We start from the raw sequence: 19,160 nt of genomic DNA, 5'->3' as shown, positions 1-19,160 counted from the left end.
GAGAAAAATTAAAGCTAACCGCAAGTTTTGTTATAAATTTGCAATAATATACACCCAATTGTTTATAAATGTGAAAATCGGTACTTTGTCTTTTATCCACGGCTTTGAAACCGAAGGGTAAGGTGCATAGGTGTATAGTCAAATACTGGTCATTTAGGGGAAATCGGGTCAACTAGGAGGGCAACTACCGCCGATGAAAAACAAGTTTGAACCACCCTACGTAACCGACCAACCAACTTTTGATCCCTCGCGTCCAGGCCGAGCCCAGCTGTATGCGCCGGCAGATTCTATTTGGCTCAAGGCCTTAGACAAGCTGAACCTGGCACTTCCGAAAACTATGCGTTTTCCGCATAACGTGCCTCAGAGTTTTGATCTTCCGCTAGATATTTACGATTTGCCGAAGACTCCTCGCGCTTTGATTTGGAAACAAATCAAAATGCAGAAGTGGCCATACTTGTTTTCCCTATTTGTTTCGACTTTGATGCGCCTATCGGGCATTTGCGTGCCATTAATCTTGGGCAAGATGCTTAATGATGGCCTTGCGGAAGGCTTTAACAGTAATTTCGCTTTCTGGTTCCTGATGCTGGTGATTAACGTGCTCGTGATCGGCCTAGCTTGGGCTTTAGATCAGATTGCCAATATGAATCTGGCTTGGCGTATGTCTTGGTGGCAGTCCTTTAACTTAACTAGCCGCACGATTGATCGCGCCATTCCGATGACGAAACAAGTTTCGTCCGGCAACCTCGTGGCTTCAACTATGGTTGACTCGGGTGCGATCGCCGATCTTCTGCTCTTTCTTCCGGCGCTAACCGCCTCGCTAATCACCATGTTGGTTTCGGGCGCCATTATGCTCTCCTACTCGATCCCATTGGGTCTGCTAGTGCTTTTGGGTTTACCCGCAGCCACTTTGCTGGTCTCATCTACCGCTAAGCCCTTGCGTCGTCGCACTGACGAAGCCCGTGGCGCCCTCGGCCAGCTAAACACGGTGGCGACCGATGCGGTGATGGGTTTGCGCGTGCTGCGCGGTATCGGCGGCGAAGATAAGTACACCGCCCACTATCAGGAGGCTTCGCGCGACCTGACCGAAAAAGGCATGAAAGTGGTGGTCTTCCGCGCATTAATGGCCACCTTGCGAGCCGGGATGCCGGCCTTGTTCCAAACCACCATTATTGCCGTGGGTGCCTACATGGTCTGGAATGGTTCGCTGACCGCGGGCACCCTGCTGGCTTTCTTCGGGCTGTCCACGTATTTGCAGTCTTCGGTGAACTCGATCGTCACCGCGGCCATGGTGATTACGGGAGCGCAGGTGGCTGCGGCCCGAATTTGCCAGATGACTGTGGTGGAGCCGAATTTGACTGACCAGGCCACCAAGGAGTCGCCAAGTAGTTGGAATGCGGTGAGTTTCCAGGACATGGCTAGTGGCGCCAAACTGCATGGCGGCCAGATTACCGCGGTGGTTTGTGAGAATCCGGAAGTTTCGACTGCTTTGGTGCGGCGTTTGGCTCGTCTCGAGGACGGCACCGAAGTGCAGCTTCAGGGTGGCGACCTGTGCGGAGCCAAGCAGGTGAAGCTAGCTGATTTGCCGATCGAGGGCGTGCGCGACGCGGTGCTCTTCAGCTCCGGTGAGGCCGGGGTGTTTGCCGGCTCGCTCCGCAAGTCCCTGCTAGGGCGAAAGGCGGTGGCGAACCCGCCTTTGACTTTGCCGGAATTGCTCGCCTGGGATGCCATCGAACGCTCTCCCGAAAGTGAGTTCTTGTTGCTGCCCGATCACCAGCCGACCGACTGGGATGACCAGCTTTTGGCGGCCATCGAGGTGGCTAACGCGAATGACGTCTTGACTTCTTTGGGTGGCTTGGACGGCCGCATTTTGGAAAAGGGTCGTAACCTTTCGGGCGGGCAGCGTCAGCGTTTAGCTTTGGCGCGCGCAGTGGCTGCAGATTCTCCGGTGTTGTTGCTTTCGCACCCGACCTCGGCCCAGGATGCCAACACGGAAGCGACTATCGGGCAGTCTTTGGCGCAAAATCGTGCCGGGCGCACCACCGTGATTGCCACCGCCTCTCCCCTGCTGATTCATACCGTTGACCAAGTATTGGTGCTGGCCGAGGACGGTCACGCCCTCGGGGGCGGCACCCCCAGCCAGTTTGCCTCCGGCCAAGTAAACGACCAAGCCCTAGCCGCTTTTGCCCGGGTGATTGAGCAGGCCACTAGCGAAGTGAACGATAAACCCAGCGAAAATGACTACGACGAGGAGGTGGGTCGATGAAACTCCCGGTTGCTGATGGGCCAGAGATTCGCCACCAACTCAAAATCATTGCGAAAGATAACCGCCAGCTCTTGTGGGCGGCAATGGCCGGCCAGGTGGTCGCCACGATTGCGGCAACCGTCCTGCCACTTTTGACCGGTAAGACGCTTGACGCGATTTCGGCGGGAGCCAGTCGCCGTTGGATCACCTGGGCTATTGTCGGCATGTTTGCACTACTTTTGGTGCGCGTGGCCTTCACCTATTTCAGTGAATGGTGCGCCGGCATTATGGGTGAACGAGTCTTCCAGCATTTGCGTGACAAGATGATTTACGAAGTCACCCACTTACCCCTTTCAGTGGTGGAAACTGCGGGAACTGGCGACTTGGTGGGGCGCGTAACCAATGACGTGCGTCGTGTCCAATCTTTTATTACTGGTGGGGCCATTACTCTGCTGCAGATTTTCCTCACCCTGATTATTACCTACACGACCGCAATGGTGACCTCCCCTCGGATCGGGTGGGTGCTGATTTTGTCGGCTTTCCCGGTTTACTACCTGCTCAAATGGTTCCTTTCGAGGGCGAACCATATTTACCAGGCCAACGGTAACTGGGAAAACACCGAGCCAACCGGGCAAGTGACTGAAAATGCGGAGCAGGCGGAAACCCTGACCGCTTTGAACTTGCAAAACTTGCGCCAGCAGGAGTTCGCGAATGCGGCCACCACCGTTTGGTCAGGGGTTAACGGTGCCCAGCTAACTCGTTCGGTGACGATGGCCGCCTTGAATGTGCTGGTGCTTTCTCCGCTCTTCTTCCTGCTGTTGATGGCGATTTGGGGGGTGCCGAAGGGAACCATCACCATCGGTGAAGTTACCACCATTGCCATGTATGTGTTGCAAGTGCGTGCGCCCATGACCTCGGCCATTTACTGGACGAATAATGCCCAGATTGCCTGGTCGGCTTTCTCGCGTATTTTCGGGGTGGGCTTGTTGCCACCAGACCGCACCCCCACCGATGAGCAGCCGGCAAATCGTCAGCTCCAGATCGAGAACGTGTCCTTCGAGTACCAGCCAGGCCGTCCGGTCTTGCGGGATGTGTCTTTGGACTTGGTGCCGGGTGAACGACTAGCGATCGTGGGTACTTCGGGTGCTGGCAAATCCACCTTGGCTCGCTTGATTGCCGGGATTGATGGTCCAACCTCGGGCGCAATTAAGGTCGGCGGGGTGGAAATGCTCGACATGAACGAACAGACCCTGCATTCCCAGGTGGCTCTGATTACCCAAGAACACCATATTTTCACGGGCACTTTGGCTGACAATTTGTGGTTGGCTCGCCCCGATGCGACCGAGGACGAACTGTGGGACGCCCTGAAAACCGTGGAAGCAAACTGGGTGCAGGACCTGCCGCAGGGGCTGCATACTGAAGTGGGCGCTTCCAAAGAATCCCTGGGCCCAAGCCAAGCACAGCAAATCGCCCTCGCCCGTCTCATTTTGTTGGACCCACACACGGTGATTTTGGACGAAGCCACCTCGATGATGGACCCATCGAGTGCTCACCAGCTCGAACGCACTTTGAATAAGGCGCTGGCTGGGCGTACCGTGATTATGATTGCGCACCGCCTGTTTACCGCCCAAGACGCGGACCGAGTCGCAGTCATGCACCAGGGACAGATCGCCGAAATCGGGACCCACGAGGAACTGATTGCGGCTGGACGCTACTACGCCAAACTTTGGAACGCGTGGCAAAGCCAGTAGGCACACAAAGCGGTAGAACGCTTGGCAAAGCCAGTAAGCAGGCTAACCGGTAGAACGCTCAGCAAAGCCAATCAGCACGCTCAGCTGTGAAACGGTGGGCAGCAACAATAACCGCACCCCACTTAAAAAGTAGCTTTGCCGGAGAGTCTGGAACTAGTTGTCGAAGCTGTAAATACTGACCTTGTCACTCCAAACAAAAACATCTTCAATCTCATCATCGGTCACTACTGGGCCGAAGGGGAACTCGGGATCGTCTTCTTCATCTTCCAAAGTTTCTGGGTTCATCACTAGGTCGTAGGTTTGCAAGGAAAGATGATAGAAGTCTTCATCATGATGTTTGCAGAGGAAAAAGCGCGGCATTTTCTCAAAATAATTGTAGGCACTTTGGTCTTCCTCGGGCACCAAAATCTTTCGCTCTGGGAATTTGATTGGTAGCGAATTCCATCTACTACCGTGTTTCCAATTCGGGTCCGTGAGATCAACTGGCGTTGCCGGGTGCTGGTCGAGCAGGAAACCGGCCTCGGCCGCAATCACGGTACTGAGCCCCATAATAAGCGTGGTGACACTACTATCCTGTAACCACAATTCTGGGGCCTTATCGTCAGGCTGATAGAAAGCGAGGGTCGTATCATCTAGGAACAGACCTTCACCTCGTGCGCTGACGCCCGCGCCACTTTGGAGCAAAATAGGGAAACCGTTATTGCTGTCGAAACACTCGCCGGTGAATTGGTGAAAGACGAGGCTCTGCCGATATTTTTCCTGGCTACCAGCCGACCACCAAAGTTCGTCCCCACGCAACGACTGCCAGTACATGAATTGGGCAAACTCGTCGCTCCCTGGAAGCGTCCCGGTGCGTTGCACCCAACCAGAAACAATTGGAGTCTTCACCGGCAAATCGAGTGCTAAAAAGGCGCTATCTTCATCATCCATGCGGCGTTCTTGAAAGACCTGCCAAGTGACTAAACCTGGCTCGGCGACCTCGAATACCACCTGCACCGGTTTGGGTAGATTCTGGGAAAAACTTAAAGTGACCCGTTTTTCCTCGCTTTGACGCTGGGCAGGGCGAAGTTCTGGGGTAGGGTGCCGATCCCAAATGCCAGAACACTCAAGGACCTCAGACAGTAACGTTTCTTTACTGGGCTGGTATTTACTAGTCATCTCAGAACCCCTTCACCTACCTATAACATCGGTCACATTTGAAAGCGTAGCACAAGGTTAATCTGCGCACGATTTGCTTCCCAAAAGGGCAAAAACCACTAAACTATCGTGCATGCCGAATTCGAATCCGACCACCACTCGTGTGACCACCCGCAAGACCAGACTCTGGTACGGGATCAGCGCCATCACCGCCGCTATTATCCTCGGGGTACTAACCCACTGGGATGAAGTTGTTAAAGGCGATCGCAAAGTGCTACACGAGCTCATCGAAGTACGTCGCGATTCGATCACGACTTTCATGGAAACGGCCACGAGTTTCTTCGACCCGCTGCACGCCACCCTCCTAGCTTTCATTGTGGGTTTAGTAATCGGCTGGTGGACTCGTAGTTGGCGCGAGGGCATTTACATTTGGTACGCCACCGCGGCCGCAGCCGCCCTTTCCACCCTGTTTAAGTGGTTTTTCCAGCGCAATCGCCCACCGACGATCTACCGGCTGGTGACCGAACTGAACTTCTCATTCCCCTCTGGGCACACTACTGCCACCGCCGCTTTAGCGTGCGCCACCGCCTTTGTGCTGGTGCGGCATGTAACTTCTAGCCGAGGGCGGCAGATTGTCTGGGCACTGGCAGTAGCCTTGATTCTTTTGATTGCTTTAACCCGCCTCTACCTGGGAGTTCACTGGTTCACCGACACCCTGGCTGGCGGTTTGATTGGCTCCGGTGTCGCCTACCTGCTAACCAACACCCTACCGAAGCCACCCCGCTACCCTCGCAACCAGCGGCCACCGCGCAACCTCGCCTAAAGCCCACAGCATATTCTGTTACCCAAAAGCCATGACAGCGTCTAGCAAGCTACTGTCACAAACACCTTAAACTTGCACGACATCATTAGTGGTGTCACTATGGTGTCATGGCTATTGATCCGGTAACCCAAAAGATAACACTCGCCTTCGAGCACGCTACCGCCCTCGCCGATGAGGAAACTAAACAGGTGGCAGAAAAACTCATCCAGGCGATCACTCCCGCCCTGCACCTGACATACCTAGAAACCTTAACGGAACTAATCGGGCAAATCAACCAGCAACTGCCCTACGAAACCCAGGTGCAACTAACCAGCCACGGACCAAAAATCACCACCCAAGCACCATCACCCCTCGAAACCGACGACACCACTGATGACACCACCGATTTGGAGGATGGTCAGCAGGGCACTACCCGCCTCACCCTACGCCTGCCCGAAAATCTAAAAAATCAGTTAGAAACCCAGGCGAATAGCAACCACAACTCACTCAACACAGAAATCGTTAACGCGATCCGTAAACATGTGGCAAAACCGGCCCAACAAAGCCGAAGCCACTTCAACGGTTGGCTGCACTAACCCCACCCACCACCAAACGAAAAGAGTGAACCAATGACGCAACTCAACCTCAACGGCTACAGCATCGACCTGACCATCAGCGCCAAAGCAAACCTTGAACAGGTCGAATGGTCGTCACCCAAACCAGAAGAATTCGAAGTGGAAACCACCAACGAGGTCACCACAATCCGCCAAAAATCACAGGGCAACAACCTCAAATGGTTAAGCATCCTCGGCAGCAGCCACCCCCAGGTAAAACTACATGTAAACGTGCCCGAAAACTCGTCAATCAAAATTGAACTCAACGCCGGCGGCTGCACCCTGGAAGGCCAATTTGACTGCGTCGAAACCAACAACAATGCGGGAAACCTAAGCGTCGAAAAACTACGCCAAGCAGACTTCCACCTAGACGCCGGCAACGTCAACATCCAACAGGTAGAAACCGCCAAAATTGCCCTATCTGCCGGCAACATTAAAATCGGGCAGCTAACCTCCGACGCCAAGCTCAAAGTAGACGCCGGCTCCATAAAAATTGCCCAAACCGAAGGGGGTACCCTCGAAGCCCGCACCAACGCAGGCAACATCAAAGTAGGCGTACAGGCCGGAGTCAGCGTCAAAGCGGACTGCCACACCAACCTCGGCAAAGTCGAAACCGACCTCAAAGACAGCAACGGGCCAGCCAGCAACCAAATCCTTCACCTCCAAGCCCAAACCAACCTCGGCAACATCAAAATCACCCGCGCCTAAAACGACAAAACCAAAACAGCCTGAAAGGAAACCACATGTGCACCGCACTAACCCTCACCGGCACCAACACCACCCTCTTTGGGCGCAACCTCGACCTCGACCTACCCTTCGGCCAAAAAGTAGTCGTCACCCCCAGAAACTACCCCTTCAAATTCCGTGACGGCACCAAAAACAACAACCACGAAGCCCTCACCGGCATGGCCACCGTCATCGACGGCTACCCCCTTTACGCCGAAGCCACCAACGAATCCGGCCTCTCCGCCGCCGGCCTCAACTTCCCCGGCAATGCGACCTACCACCCCACCCAGGACGGGTCCACCAACGTCGCCCCCTTCGAACTCATCCCCTACCTACTCACCAACTGCCAAAACCTCAACCAAGTACGCGAACTACTCAACAACCTCAACATACTCGACGAACCATTCGCCCCCAACATCCCCAACTCGCCCCTACACTGGATGATCGCCGACCACACCGGCAGCCTCGTCATCGAATCCATGTCAGACGGGCTCCACTGGTACGAAAACCCCCTCGGAGTCCTCACCAACAACCCGCCCTTCCCCTTCCACCTCGAAAACGTCAAACTCTTCCAAAACCTGACCAGTGCCTGGCCCGAAAACACCTTCGCCAAAGACATACCCATGCAACCAGTTGGCGTCGGCTTCGGCACCCACGGCCTCCCCGGAGACACCTCCCCCGCCTCACGCCTAGTCAAAGCCGCCTTCGAACGAGCCGCCCCCAACGCCCTCGACCCAGAAGTAAACGTCAGCCAGTTCTTCCACATCCTCGAATCCGTGGCCATGGTTAAAGGCGACACCTACAACCAGGCGGACAAACCCGAGTACACCATCTACTCCAGCTGCTGCGACACCAACACCGGCACCTACTACTACACCACCTACCAAAACCGGCAAATCACCGCGGTGAGATTGCCCGAGCAGCTCGACACTGACCAGCTTTACCAGTTCGAGCTGGTCAACGAGGAGCAGATCAATTTCCTGAACTAACCCCGATAAGCCAGGCACCCTCGGTGAGCTCTTTTTGCTTGCCGAGGGCGCTGCCGCATCGCGGGGTGGGTGTGGTGCTTCCGCCCTTGCGCCCCGAGTTCGCACCCTTGGCGCGCCCTCGGCCCGCAAATGCCCGTCCGCACCCCAAGCACCCCACCCACCCCGCTACTAAAACAGCCGACGGTGGAGGTGAGTAGACAAACTAATAGGCCAACAATTCAATCGACAGTGTGAACCTCATCTCCTATACTTAACTTGGCGAAAGGATTGCAATGAAGTTAGAGCCATCACCAGAAATTTTGATTGAAAGCCTCAGGGACATTGGCTATTCATTCGAAACTGCGGTAGCTGATATTATCGACAACTCCATTGCTGCAAATGCCACACGTGTTGAAATCTTTCTGCTACCAGATCGGTTAACAAATTCCTGCTCGGTAACAATCAAAGATAACGGTTGGGGTTTAGATAGGAACGAGCTAATCAATGCGATGCGTCTTGGTAGCAAAAGCCCACGGGAAAAAAGGGATCCATCGGATCTGGGCAGATTTGGACTTGGCTTGAAGACTGCTTCATTTTCTCAATGTCGAAAGCTTAATGTTTTCTCCAGAAAAAACGATGAGCTTTCCGGTTTTACTTGGGATTTAGACCATATAGCAAGCACAAATGAATGGTCACTTTTAGAAACGACTAACTTCTTAGATTATCCCCAACTAAATCAACTAAATCACGATGGAACAGTCATCATTTGGCAGAACACTGACCGCATTGATGGCAGCAAAATCGGAGATTATGTTGAAAAGCTAATCACCCATTTAGGCATTGTATTTCATCGTTTTATTCAGCCACCTAATCACGTTAAGGTTGATCGAAAAGTTGAAATATTCGTAAACGGGAATGCTGTTGTAGCTATCGATCCATTTTGCAGACATAACAAGGCAACCCAAGTAGACGACGAAGAATATATTCAAAATGTCCGCATGCAGGTATACACCTTACCGAGGAAAGAGAAACACAAATCCCTTGAGGAATACAATCGCTACGCATTACCGGGCGGATATCAGAAAAACCAGGGTATCTACCTATACCGTTCAAACCGATTAATTCTTTGGGGTACATGGTTCAACCTACTTAAAAAGTCTTTTGATAGTCAACTTACCCGCGTTGAGCTTGATATGGATAATACGAGTGATGTTGATTGGAGCATAGATGTTAAAAAAGTTTTTGCCCAACTCCCATTTGTCGTCAAACATCGATTAGAGAAATTAACAAATACCATTCCGTTACGTTCCAAACGGACCATCAATCTAGCTGGAAGGGCCCCCATCAAAGCTGAGTCTTATCCAGTTTGGGAATTCATCGAAAAAGATAAATCAATTTCTTGCCGGATAGTAAAAGTAAACCCAATATTTAAGGGCTTCTTAGAATCGCTATCAGATGACCAAAAACAATACTTTTTGAAGATATTAAAACTACTAGAACACTCATTACCCATAGAGCAAATCATTTTCCGACTACACCAACCAAACTCCTCATTTAACAATACAGACATCTCAGATGCAGAACGAGAATCGCTAAAAAATCTCGTACTTAGTGTGTTTACAGAGCAAGGTCTAGGTGAAGCAAATATCAATGAGGTAGTCAAAAACTATCAACTAGAGGTGGAATGAGGTTAATTCCAATGAAACGGGACGAAGTTACACGTGATTTAGAAAGCGGCGTATACAACTTACTGATTAAGTTGGAAGAATTAAACGAATTAACCGAAGCTAAAATTGATGATGCGATTGAATCGTTGTCCTCAGTTTACGCACCTTATCTCGACGAGTCAGCACTGATTGCGATTAAACATGATGTTAAAAATGCGATCCAGACCAAGTATCAGTTTCTCTCACTAGCTCCCATAGAGATTGTCAATCGTGACCTCATAATCAATAGACAATTTGGGGAAAATAATGGGCCTTTTTTCAGTAACTACTCTAATTACCTATCGTTAATAAAAAAGTTAAACCCGGACGCAATCAGAAACATCGATATATACACAAAAGATTTAGTATCGAAACTGGCAGATCCAAACAAAAAATCCCAATCAGTTCGAGGCCTTGTCGTTGCCGACGTACAATCTGGAAAAACTGCAAATTACATAGGATTAATAGCCAAAGCACTTGATATTGGTTATAAAACTATCGTCGTACTCTCTGGTATTCATAACAATCTAAGAACTCAAACCCAGATCCGGGTAGATGAAGGAATCATTGGTTATTCAATGATTAAGGGGAAAGAGAATAAAAAGGTAGGAGTAGGCACCCTTAAAGGCTACAAAGAGCCAAATGTGATTAACCCTTTCTCAAGTTCGTACGCAGACGTACATGAACACAATAAAGATGCGACCATACGAACTGACGCCAACCACGTGGCTATCGTAGTTACCAAGAAAAATGTTAATTCGCTAAAAAGTCTGCTTTCACATTGCAAATCTTCAAGACTTCGAGGTCCTCTTTTAGTAATCGACGATGAAGCGGATAACGCCTCGATCAATGTTGCTCGCGGCAAAGATAAAACCTCATCGATCAATAAACACATCAGAAAACTACTAAATGAGTTTAAGGTGAACTCATATGTCGGTTACACTGCTACTCCATTTGCAAATGTTTTAATTGATACTCAAAAAAACGACTTATTTTTGGGAAACGATATTTTTCCAAAGGACTTCATCACTCTCCTCAGAAGCCCTCAATCATACTTCGGAGCTATTAAAGTTTTTGCAGACGAAAACGATACTTTCCTAAACTGTTGCGAAGATATTGAAGAATATCTACCGACCAACCATCAAAAAAATACTCAACTAAATGACGAGATTCCAGAATCTTTGAAAGATGCAATATGCCATTTCTTAGTTAACGTTGGAATTGAGAAACTACAAGACAATCCGAAGCATCGAAGTATGCTAATCAACGTAAGTAGATTCGTCGATGTTCAAGCAAAATTCAGCAATATAGTACGTAAATATCTAACTGACGTACGGCGACACTTTATCTCTTTTGCTCAGTTAGTCCAAAGTACTGATGATCTCGCTCTTTTCGATAACGACGAAGAGACTTTTCAACGTTTTGAAAAAGTTTGGAATCATGATTTTGTCGAAGACCATTCGAAATTCGATTTCATCAATATCTTAAAATCGATTTTTTCAGTTTCACACGAAGACGAGATTAAGGTACTAACAGTAAATAGCACTTCTGACGATTCTCTCGACTACTCTGGTGAAAACGCAAGATTTTATATAGCTATAGGTGGGTTTACACTTTCCCGTGGATTAACTCTTGAAGGATTAGTAACCTCATATTTTGCCCGAAATTCAAAGGGATACGATACCTTAATGCAAATGTGTCGTTGGTTTGGCTACCGTGAACCATACGAACATAGGTGCAGAATATGGTTGACCCCAGAATCTAAGGGATGGTATCAATTCATCACGAGTGTGGTTGAAGAACTATACGCTGAAATCGATGAAATGTCGGATCTTGAGCTGCAACCAGACGAACTAGCACTCAAGATAAAGAAACATCCTGGTGCCCTACAAGTTACTAGCCCACTAAAAATGCGAACCGCAACAGACGTCCTAGTTTCCTTAAACGTTAGCAGAAAAGTCATTGAAACCGTTGCATTCCTTAACAACGAAGATTCGCTTGCGAACAATCGACAAGCAGTTCTAGAGATTCTTGAAAAATTAGTGGAAAAATCTGAAGAAAGTGAGCAATCGGAACCATCAGAGGCTCAGTCTAACAATGACTACCAACCTTCGAATAAGAAACTAATTAGATACAGACGAGACAAATCGCCTCACGGTTTAATGTTTGAAAACGTACCATTCGAAATTATCCTAGAGTTTTTGGAAAAATACCAAAATGACGATGAACTTTCCTTCAAATCTCGATACGAGTATGTCAGTAAAGCGATCCAAAAAATGCTTGAGGAAGGAGAAGCTGAAACTTGGGACGTATTTATAGCGAATGGTTCAAAGGGAAAAATTGTTGATCCTTCATTAACTAAACTAATCGGCGACGATCATTCTTGGTTGATACGTACAGCTGGGAAATACACTAACTCTGAACACATCAGAGTGGGAAACAAACAAAAACTTAGCAGTAGAGGTATTTCCAAAGTCGCATTAACGCATGAAGAAATAAACGCCATTGAAGAGAAAAAGAAATTAGAAGGAAAAGCAATAGCTGACTCAACATACTTAACACACACGAAAAAACCATTATTAGTTATTCAACCGGTGAATCTTGTCCCTGCAAAAGGTCTAACTAGTGAATTTGTAGGTGAAGGTGTAAAGACCTTTGGATGGAGCATCTGTTTCCCCAAAACCAATGCTACCGAAGCATGCGAATACACATATAACTGGTCCATCCCAATCGATAATCAACCAGAAATCGATGAAGAAACCGAAAGAGTGATCGCAGATGACTAACACTCAGGACTATTGGAAAGAACTACAGAACTCCGTAGAAGGTCATGTATCTACGATTAAACTTGACCAAAAAATTAATCCAAGGTTGCACGATATTTTCTGGATCAAAGATATTCACGATAGAGAAGGTCTTAAGATATCGTACGCGGATCTTGAAAATGAAATTTTACTCCCACATTTTTCCCAAATCGAAGTTATCAATTCGACTAAAACTAACGCACTGTTTTTGATGCTAAACGATCGGACAGTCAAAGGAGCTTTTACAGCACTTTGTGAAAATATTGCTAGCTCGCTCCAACTATTCACCAAAGACAAACACCTTTGTGCGACCAAATTAATTTTAGCTAAATGGTCAAAGTTACTATCAGTTTCTAAGAACATGTTGTCAACAGAAGCTCAACGGGGACTAATCGGTGAACTTACTTTTTTAAGTTCACTACTAAAACAAGAAAAGTTACAGCACCAAGCCATCCAAAGTTGGACCGGGATTGAAGGTACAAATCAAGATTTTTCATTCGGAAACATCTTCGTTGAAGTAAAAACTAAACATAATGAGTCATACCCCCATGTAACAATCTCATCTGAATATCAGTTATCAACAAATTCATCTGAAGCCTTATATCTAGCTGTTTATTCCCTAGCTAAAGATCCCTCATCAGGAAAAACCTTAAACCAGTTTGTAGATAAAGTACGAAATGAAATCCCCGACCCATTAGAGCAGCTGTATTTCGATAATAAGCTTGCCGAGTATGGATTTTCAAACGACGACAAATACACCATCAAGTGGTCCATAATTGGGAGAGCTCTCTATGAAGTCAAAGAGAACTTCCCTCGACTTACACCTAGCCATATCTCTAAATCTATTTCCAAAGTTAGTTACTCTATTAACACTGAAGATCTCAAAGATTACAAAGCCCTTTTTACTGATTTATACACAGAACTAGGAAAATAAGCTATGGATGCAAAACAGGAATTCATTAAATTAAAAAATGAAGTTTACACTTTGGCAGAAACAAACGGTGAGCTTATTCCTTATAGCTTCTTTTCCCTTTTTGCAGATGAGTTGACGAGTAACTATCAGCTCCCTGATATTGAACAGGTACGGTTCTCTCTAGACAGACCCAGCATGCTGGTTACTGGATACTGTGGGCTCCCTGAAAACTCCCCTGATTTCCTTGATGGCAAGGGACCAATAACTCTTATTGCATCTGAATGGGTCGAAGAATTAGAAACTCTAACGAAAACGAACCTTGATACTCTGATAAGGAAAGTTCTTAGATTCGTCGATTACGCTATCAATAAACCGCGTTTTTGGAATGATTTAGAAGAAACTAATCCTGCTTTCAACCTCGCTTATGTAATACGTGACTCTATTCGAAAGAATCGTATCTCTGAGTTCAGAATTGTTATATTCACACCTAAAACGCTAAGTAAAAGTATCAAGTCATTACGCGCAGAAAATATTAACGATATCCCTCTGGTTATTGATGTCTGGGATCTAAAACGTTGGGAGAATTGGCGAAATTCACAAACTGAACATGAACCAATTGAAGTCGATCTTGATAAAGACTTTTCACCGTTCGCAGCTTTAAGAATGCCGCAGTTAAAAGGAGAGCAGGAAGTATTCTTAACCGCTATACCTGGAAAAACTCTCGCTCAGTTGTATGAGCGTTGGAAGACCCGCCTATTAGAACAAAATGTTCGCCTCTTTCTTCAAAATAGAACAAGTGTGAACAGAGGAATTCGTGAAACTCTTAAATCTGAACCTGAAAAATTCTTAATCTACAATAACGGAATCACTGCAACAGCTGAAGAAGTTGAGTTTAATTCAGAACTACCAGGTAGCAATACAGGCACTATTCATAAAATGACAAACTTCCAAATTGTTAATGGAGGTCAGACAACAGCATCAATTTTTAGCGCTTATGATAACGGGTACGATATTTCAAATGTTTCAGTACAGATGAAACTTACTAGGGTATCTTCTGAGCAGACTACTGAGTTAGTCCCTCTTATTTCTCGCTATGCAAATAGTCAAAACAAGGTTTCAAACGCCGACTTCTTCTCCAATCATAAATTCCATATCTGGATGGAGAATCTATCTCGTCGTTTACTTGCTCCCAGAACTGGAGACACTTTAGTCCAAACTAAATGGTTCTATGAAAGAACAAGAGGACAATACGAATCCGAAAAATCGTTTGAAAGAACACGAGTTCAAAAGCAAAATTTCGAATCCACCTACCCTAAACCGCAAAGATTCAATAAGACAGACCTAGCAAAATACTACGTCTCATGGACCGATGAAGGTTATAAAGTCAATCTGGGAGCTGAGAAAAACTTCCTTCATTTTGCACAAGTGATCACCGAAAAATGGGACAGTAGCCAAGACGATTTTAATGAGTACTTCTACAAAGAAATCATCGCCAAAAAAATTATTTTTGATAGAACTCGATCGTTGATAATGAAGCAAGATTGGTACGAGAAAGGTGGCTACCTTGCGCAACATATCCCTCTTACTATTGGTCTAATCAGGCTAGCAGCAGCAAAAAGAGGGCTGTCAGTTGACTTCATGAGAGTTTGGGACAAACAAGAAGTTGGTCCTGCTCTAGAAGCGGCTATCATTACATGCAGCGAAATGGCTCATACTATCCTCATGAACCCTGACAAAGGTTATCGAAATATCTCCGAATGGGCTAAACGAGAAAAATGCTGGGAAAAGCTAAGTGAAAACATTCCAGAAATGCCCAAAGATTTCGAAAACTGTTTGATTGACCCACGAACAGTCAAAGAAAAGAAATCAGAGGCAAAAAAACAAGGCCATGTCGACAATGAATACTATCTTCAAAAACAAGTTATCGACGCGGGCACAGAGTTTTGGCGCCAAGTCCAAAAAACTTGCAATGAAAATGCGCTAGCCTCACAAAAAGAACTTGATATCTTGAATCATCTAATTCGAAAGTCCTACGTTTCTCCAGAACAGGCGAAAGTCTTAAAGTTCCTTCTAAATAAACTGAATAAATACGGACTTAACTATACCCTTCCAGATAATCATGATTAATCGATTAAAAGAAAATTAGACACTAATTCAGCAATCTGGTTTGCCAACAGTGGGGGTACTGCATTCCCAACCTGCTGGAAAGCTGAAGTTCGTCCTCCTTCAAAATAGTAATCATCAGGGAAGGTTTGCAGTCTTGCTGCCTCCCTGACGGTTAAACTTCTGCATTGTTCAGGATCAGGATGAATATAGTAATGCCCGTCTTTTGAGATATGCGCAGTAACCGTTGATGAAGGCCGATTATAGACTTGTACCTTAAAACGATCTGAAAAAATGACTTCCTTACCAGCCTTCAAACCACTTACATTCTTATGATTTGGCCAGAGATAGCTAGGAAAGTTATATAGTTTAGGTGATTTACCAAAGACCTTTGCATAAGTAGATGCAAACAGATAGCGTTCATAGTCAGTAACCATATGAGCTCGAGCATCATGATTCAAAACAGTATTTGTCTCTTTAAATCCACCGATATACCACTTTGGATAAACCGCAACGACGTTATTTTTTACTGAAGACTTTTGAGGTAAATCTTTCCCAGAGAAGTCTAATGCCATTAGCTCTTGCTCCATCAAATCGTCTGAGATAGAGCGCAGTATTTTTTGAACAGCTTCGCGTAAAAAAGCATTCTTCGAATTTATCTTTTCCTTAACTCTAAATGAAAATCCACCGCCTAATTTCGGAAGATCAGCAATAGCATCATGAACTGATACACAGGGCTTGGATTCAAGTATTGTTATTTTTCGTTCGTCACTCTTCTTGGTTCCAACCAAAATTACTCGATGACGAGCCTGAGGAATACCAAACTCTTCTGCACGAACCACAAAATCGCTTGGCAATAATGGAATATCAGTCACCAATGAATGGAGTTCATACCCCAACTCTTCCATGTCTTGCTTGATCAAAGAGAAAATTGTTTTTGATTTTCTAGTGGCACTAAGCATCCCCTTCACATTTTCCATAACAAAAATGTCTGGTTGAATTTTCTCGATAAATCGCAAATAACAGCGATAAAGTGTCTGCCTAACATCACCTTCAAAGGACTCACGATCTTCATGCGTACGCCTCGCACGCCCAACCAACGAATATGCTTGACAAGGGGGTCCACCAATTAATACTCGTGGACTATTTGGATAATCCTCTAGACGCTCTAAGGCAACTTCAACCAAGCGATCATCGTTTTCTACAAGTTCATCCAACAAAGCCTCGTTGACAGCTTCTTCATACTGCTTTGGAAATTCGTTAGTCAACTTATCAAAGTTAATCCGAGAAGGACTGGTCACATAATCGATATAGCTTTTAGGTGCCACTCCACCATTAAGGTCTAATATTCTTCGATAAAAACTCCGCAAAGTAAGGGTCTTGTGAGCACTCGGATCTTTTTCAACTGACATCGCAATTTGAAACTGGCGATTACCACGCTTATCCCTAAGGGCCATAAAACCTTCTCCTAGGCCACCTGGACCAGAGAATAAATCGATAATAGGGATCGATTTTCTGCGTTCGTTTCGCGTTCGTTTCACGGCAATAGCCTACCAGGTTAGTCAAGTGGCGCCAGCTAACATCCCGCTCATACCGCCACCTCGCGACTCCACTTTTGCTTTTGCTTGCCCGCGGTTTGCTTTGGCGGGGAAGCTGGGTGGGGTGCAGGGTGCGGTCGGGCATTTTCGGGGTGGGCCGCAGGTCCGCCCCGAAAGGGCGAGCACCCCACCCAGGACCCGCCAAAGCCCGCCCTCGTCCTCGGCATGAAAAATCCCCTAGGCGGTGGTGTTTTGCGCTACTCTAGTTGCTGATTGTTTCGTTTGTTACCGACGGGGGTTTGACGTTATGTTGCGGATTGCTGTAGGCGGGATTCATATTGAGTCTTCGACTTTTACTCCATACATGTCCGGCGAGGGTGATTTTACAGTGACTCGTGGCGAGGCGTTGTTGGCTCGTTACCCGTGGGTGGCTGGTTCGGAGCGTTTTCCTCGGTTTGAGGGGGTTGAGTGGGTTCCTTTGGTGCATGCTGGGGCATTGCCTGGTGGGGTGGTGACTCGGGAGTTTTATGAGTCTTGGCGTGAGGAGTTTTTGGCTGGTTTGCGCCGTGAGGTGGCTGCTGGTTTGGATGGGGTGTTGTTGGATATTCATGGGGCGATGAGCTCTGAGGGTTTGTTGGATGTTGAGGGGGATTTGGCTTCGCAGGTGCGTGAGATTGTGGGGCCTAGGGTTCGGGTTTCAACTTCGATGGATTTGCATGGGAATGTGTCCGAGGCGTTGTTTGAGGCTTGTGATTTGTTGACGTGTTATCGGACGGCTCCGCATGTGGATGCGGTGGAGACTCGTTTTCGGGCGGCGGAGTTGTTGGTGCGTTTGTTGGCTGAGCCGGGGGTTGAGGTGTTTCGGGCTCGGGTGGCGGTGCCGGTGTTGTTGCCGGGTGAGAAGACGTCGACGGTGGTTGAGCCGGGGCGTAGTTTGTATGGTTTGATTGCTGGTTTGGTTGATGGCCGTGGGGTGTGGGATGCGGCTATTTGGATGGGTTTCCCGTGGGCGGATCAGCCTCGTTGTCATGGGGTGGTGGTGGTTTCTGGTCCTGATCGTGGGGCGGTTGAGGCGGCTGCTGCTCGTTTGGGGGACGAGTTTTGGGCTCGGGCTGGTGAGTTTGAGTTTGTGGGTCCGACTGCGGGGGTGGATGAGGCTTGTGAGTTGGCTTTGTCTGCTGGGGTTTCGCCGTTTTTTGTGTCGGATACGGGTGATAATCCTGGTGCTGGTGGGGTTGGTGATGAGACGGTTTTGTGGTCTCGTTTGTGGGAGCGATGGCGTGAGCTGGGCAGCGTGAAGCGAGTTTTGGTGGCTTCTGTTTATGATCCGCAGGTGGTGGATTTGTTGTGGGAGCGTGATTTGCCGGAGGTTTTGGTGGGGGCGAAGTTGCCTTCGCAGTTTAGTGTGCCGGTGGCTTTTCCGGGTCGGGTGGTTCGTCGTTTTGTGGATGTGCGGGCTGGTCGTTGTGTGGTGTTGGCTGATGGTTTGTTTGAGGTGATTGTGACGGAGAATCGGATGCAGTATGCGCGGGAGTTGGATTTTGCGGCTGCTGGTTTTCCGGGTTTTGCTGGTTTGGATGTGGTGGTGGTGAAGATTGGGTATTTGGAGCCTGATTTGGCTGCTGCGTCGGCTGGTTGGGTGATGGCTTTGTCGCCGGGGGCGGTGGATCAGGATTTGCCGCGTTTGCCGTATTCGCGTTTGTCTCGGCCGTTGGTGCCGTTTGATGGGTTTGGGTCGGATCCGGTGTTGGGTGTGGAGGTGTTGTCTTCGGTTCGTTGATCTGACTTGGGAGCCTTGTTGGGTTCCGTTTTCTCCCCCCCCTTCTTTTTTGTTAGACTGGCCATAGTTTTTGTGT

At 47.8% G+C, this 19,160-nt stretch carries 13 protein-coding genes; 11 read left to right on the top strand and 2 right to left on the bottom strand.

Features of this window, described 5'->3' with window-relative positions:
* Window positions 1–193: 193 nt before the first annotated feature.
* Both BK816_RS00250 and BK816_RS00245 read left to right on the top strand, forming a co-directional pair.
* Complete coding sequence (locus BK816_RS00250; RefSeq protein WP_071163379.1) at window positions 194–2,263, top strand: ABC transporter transmembrane domain-containing protein; 2,070 nt, start codon at window positions 194–196, stop codon at window positions 2,261–2,263.
* Window positions 2,260–3,993, top strand: coding sequence for an ABC transporter ATP-binding protein (locus BK816_RS00245; RefSeq protein ID WP_071163378.1), 1,734 nt, complete (start codon window positions 2,260–2,262; stop codon window positions 3,991–3,993). Before BK816_RS00250 ends, BK816_RS00245 begins: the two co-directional genes overlap by 4 nt.
* A gap of 153 nt (window positions 3,994–4,146) precedes the next feature.
* Here the strand turns inward: BK816_RS00245 and BK816_RS00240 are convergent, their stop codons facing one another.
* Window positions 4,147–5,151 (bottom strand): hypothetical protein, encoded by a 1,005-nt coding sequence (locus BK816_RS00240; protein WP_071163377.1) that lies wholly within the window; start codon window positions 5,149–5,151, stop codon window positions 4,147–4,149.
* 112 nt (window positions 5,152–5,263) lie between these two features.
* Between BK816_RS00240 and BK816_RS00235 the strand changes: the two genes are divergently transcribed.
* From BK816_RS00235 to BK816_RS00200, 8 genes are all read left to right on the top strand, one after another.
* The gene (locus tag BK816_RS00235) at window positions 5,264–5,953 is read left to right on the top strand and encodes a phosphatase PAP2 family protein (RefSeq protein ID WP_071163376.1); all 690 of its coding nucleotides are present in this window, start codon (window positions 5,264–5,266) and stop codon (window positions 5,951–5,953) included.
* A gap of 107 nt (window positions 5,954–6,060) precedes the next feature.
* Window positions 6,061–6,528, top strand: a complete 468-nt coding sequence (locus BK816_RS00230; protein WP_071163375.1) for an Arc family DNA-binding protein — start codon at window positions 6,061–6,063, stop codon at window positions 6,526–6,528.
* Window positions 6,529–6,561: 33 nt separating this feature from the next.
* Entirely contained in the window at window positions 6,562–7,254 is a 693-nt protein-coding gene (locus BK816_RS00225) for a DUF4097 family beta strand repeat-containing protein (protein ID WP_071163374.1), read from the top strand.
* Between the two features lie 35 nt (window positions 7,255–7,289).
* Window positions 7,290–8,261 (top strand): choloylglycine hydrolase, encoded by a 972-nt coding sequence (gene bsh, locus BK816_RS00220; RefSeq protein ID WP_071163373.1) that lies wholly within the window; start codon window positions 7,290–7,292, stop codon window positions 8,259–8,261.
* A gap of 272 nt (window positions 8,262–8,533) precedes the next feature.
* The gene (locus BK816_RS00215) at window positions 8,534–9,928 is read left to right on the top strand and encodes an ATP-binding protein (RefSeq protein ID WP_071163372.1); all 1,395 of its coding nucleotides are present in this window, start codon (window positions 8,534–8,536) and stop codon (window positions 9,926–9,928) included.
* A gap of 11 nt (window positions 9,929–9,939) precedes the next feature.
* Entirely contained in the window at window positions 9,940–12,732 is a 2,793-nt protein-coding gene (locus BK816_RS00210) for a Z1 domain-containing protein (protein WP_170299643.1), read from the top strand.
* A complete protein-coding gene (locus tag BK816_RS00205; protein ID WP_071163370.1) occupies window positions 12,725–13,684 on the top strand; it encodes a PD-(D/E)XK motif protein in 960 nt (319 codons plus the stop codon). The genes BK816_RS00210 and BK816_RS00205 overlap by 8 nt, the downstream gene beginning before the upstream one ends.
* 3 nt (window positions 13,685–13,687) lie before the next feature.
* Window positions 13,688–15,790, top strand: coding sequence for an AIPR family protein (locus tag BK816_RS00200; protein WP_071163369.1), 2,103 nt, complete (start codon window positions 13,688–13,690; stop codon window positions 15,788–15,790).
* Here BK816_RS00200 and BK816_RS00195 read toward each other — a convergent pair.
* Window positions 15,787–17,307 (bottom strand): DNA cytosine methyltransferase, encoded by a 1,521-nt coding sequence (locus tag BK816_RS00195; RefSeq protein ID WP_071163368.1) that lies wholly within the window; start codon window positions 17,305–17,307, stop codon window positions 15,787–15,789. The two genes, BK816_RS00200 and BK816_RS00195, sit on opposite strands and share 4 nt — an antisense overlap.
* Window positions 17,308–17,611: 304 nt before the next feature.
* Between BK816_RS00195 and BK816_RS00190 the strand changes: the two genes are divergently transcribed.
* Window positions 17,612–19,084, top strand: coding sequence for a M81 family metallopeptidase (locus BK816_RS00190; RefSeq protein WP_071163367.1), 1,473 nt, complete (start codon window positions 17,612–17,614; stop codon window positions 19,082–19,084).
* Window positions 19,085–19,160: the final 76 nt, after the last annotated feature.

Source organism: Boudabousia tangfeifanii (genome assembly GCF_001856685.1).
GTDB lineage: Bacteria > Actinomycetota > Actinomycetes > Actinomycetales > Actinomycetaceae > Boudabousia > Boudabousia tangfeifanii.
This window is presented reverse-complemented; position numbering and strand designations above follow the sequence as displayed.

Excerpts from the sequence above, each read along its gene's own strand:
- BK816_RS00250 (WP_071163379.1), top strand. The coding sequence starts at position 194 with ATGAAAAACAAGTTTGAACCACCCTACGTAACCGACCAACCAACTTTT.
- BK816_RS00245 (WP_071163378.1), top strand. The coding sequence starts at position 2,260 with ATGAAACTCCCGGTTGCTGATGGGCCAGAGATTCGCCACCAACTCAAA.
- BK816_RS00240 (WP_071163377.1), bottom strand. The coding sequence starts at position 5,151 with ATGACTAGTAAATACCAGCCCAGTAAAGAAACGTTACTGTCTGAGGTC.
- BK816_RS00235 (WP_071163376.1), top strand. The coding sequence starts at position 5,264 with ATGCCGAATTCGAATCCGACCACCACTCGTGTGACCACCCGCAAGACC.
- BK816_RS00230 (WP_071163375.1), top strand. The coding sequence starts at position 6,061 with ATGGCTATTGATCCGGTAACCCAAAAGATAACACTCGCCTTCGAGCAC.
- BK816_RS00225 (WP_071163374.1), top strand. The coding sequence starts at position 6,562 with ATGACGCAACTCAACCTCAACGGCTACAGCATCGACCTGACCATCAGC.
- bsh (WP_071163373.1), top strand. The coding sequence starts at position 7,290 with ATGTGCACCGCACTAACCCTCACCGGCACCAACACCACCCTCTTTGGG.
- BK816_RS00215 (WP_071163372.1), top strand. The coding sequence starts at position 8,534 with ATGAAGTTAGAGCCATCACCAGAAATTTTGATTGAAAGCCTCAGGGAC.
- BK816_RS00210 (WP_170299643.1), top strand. The coding sequence starts at position 9,940 with ATGAAACGGGACGAAGTTACACGTGATTTAGAAAGCGGCGTATACAAC.
- BK816_RS00205 (WP_071163370.1), top strand. The coding sequence starts at position 12,725 with ATGACTAACACTCAGGACTATTGGAAAGAACTACAGAACTCCGTAGAA.
- BK816_RS00200 (WP_071163369.1), top strand. The coding sequence starts at position 13,688 with ATGGATGCAAAACAGGAATTCATTAAATTAAAAAATGAAGTTTACACT.
- BK816_RS00190 (WP_071163367.1), top strand. The coding sequence starts at position 17,612 with ATGTTGCGGATTGCTGTAGGCGGGATTCATATTGAGTCTTCGACTTTT.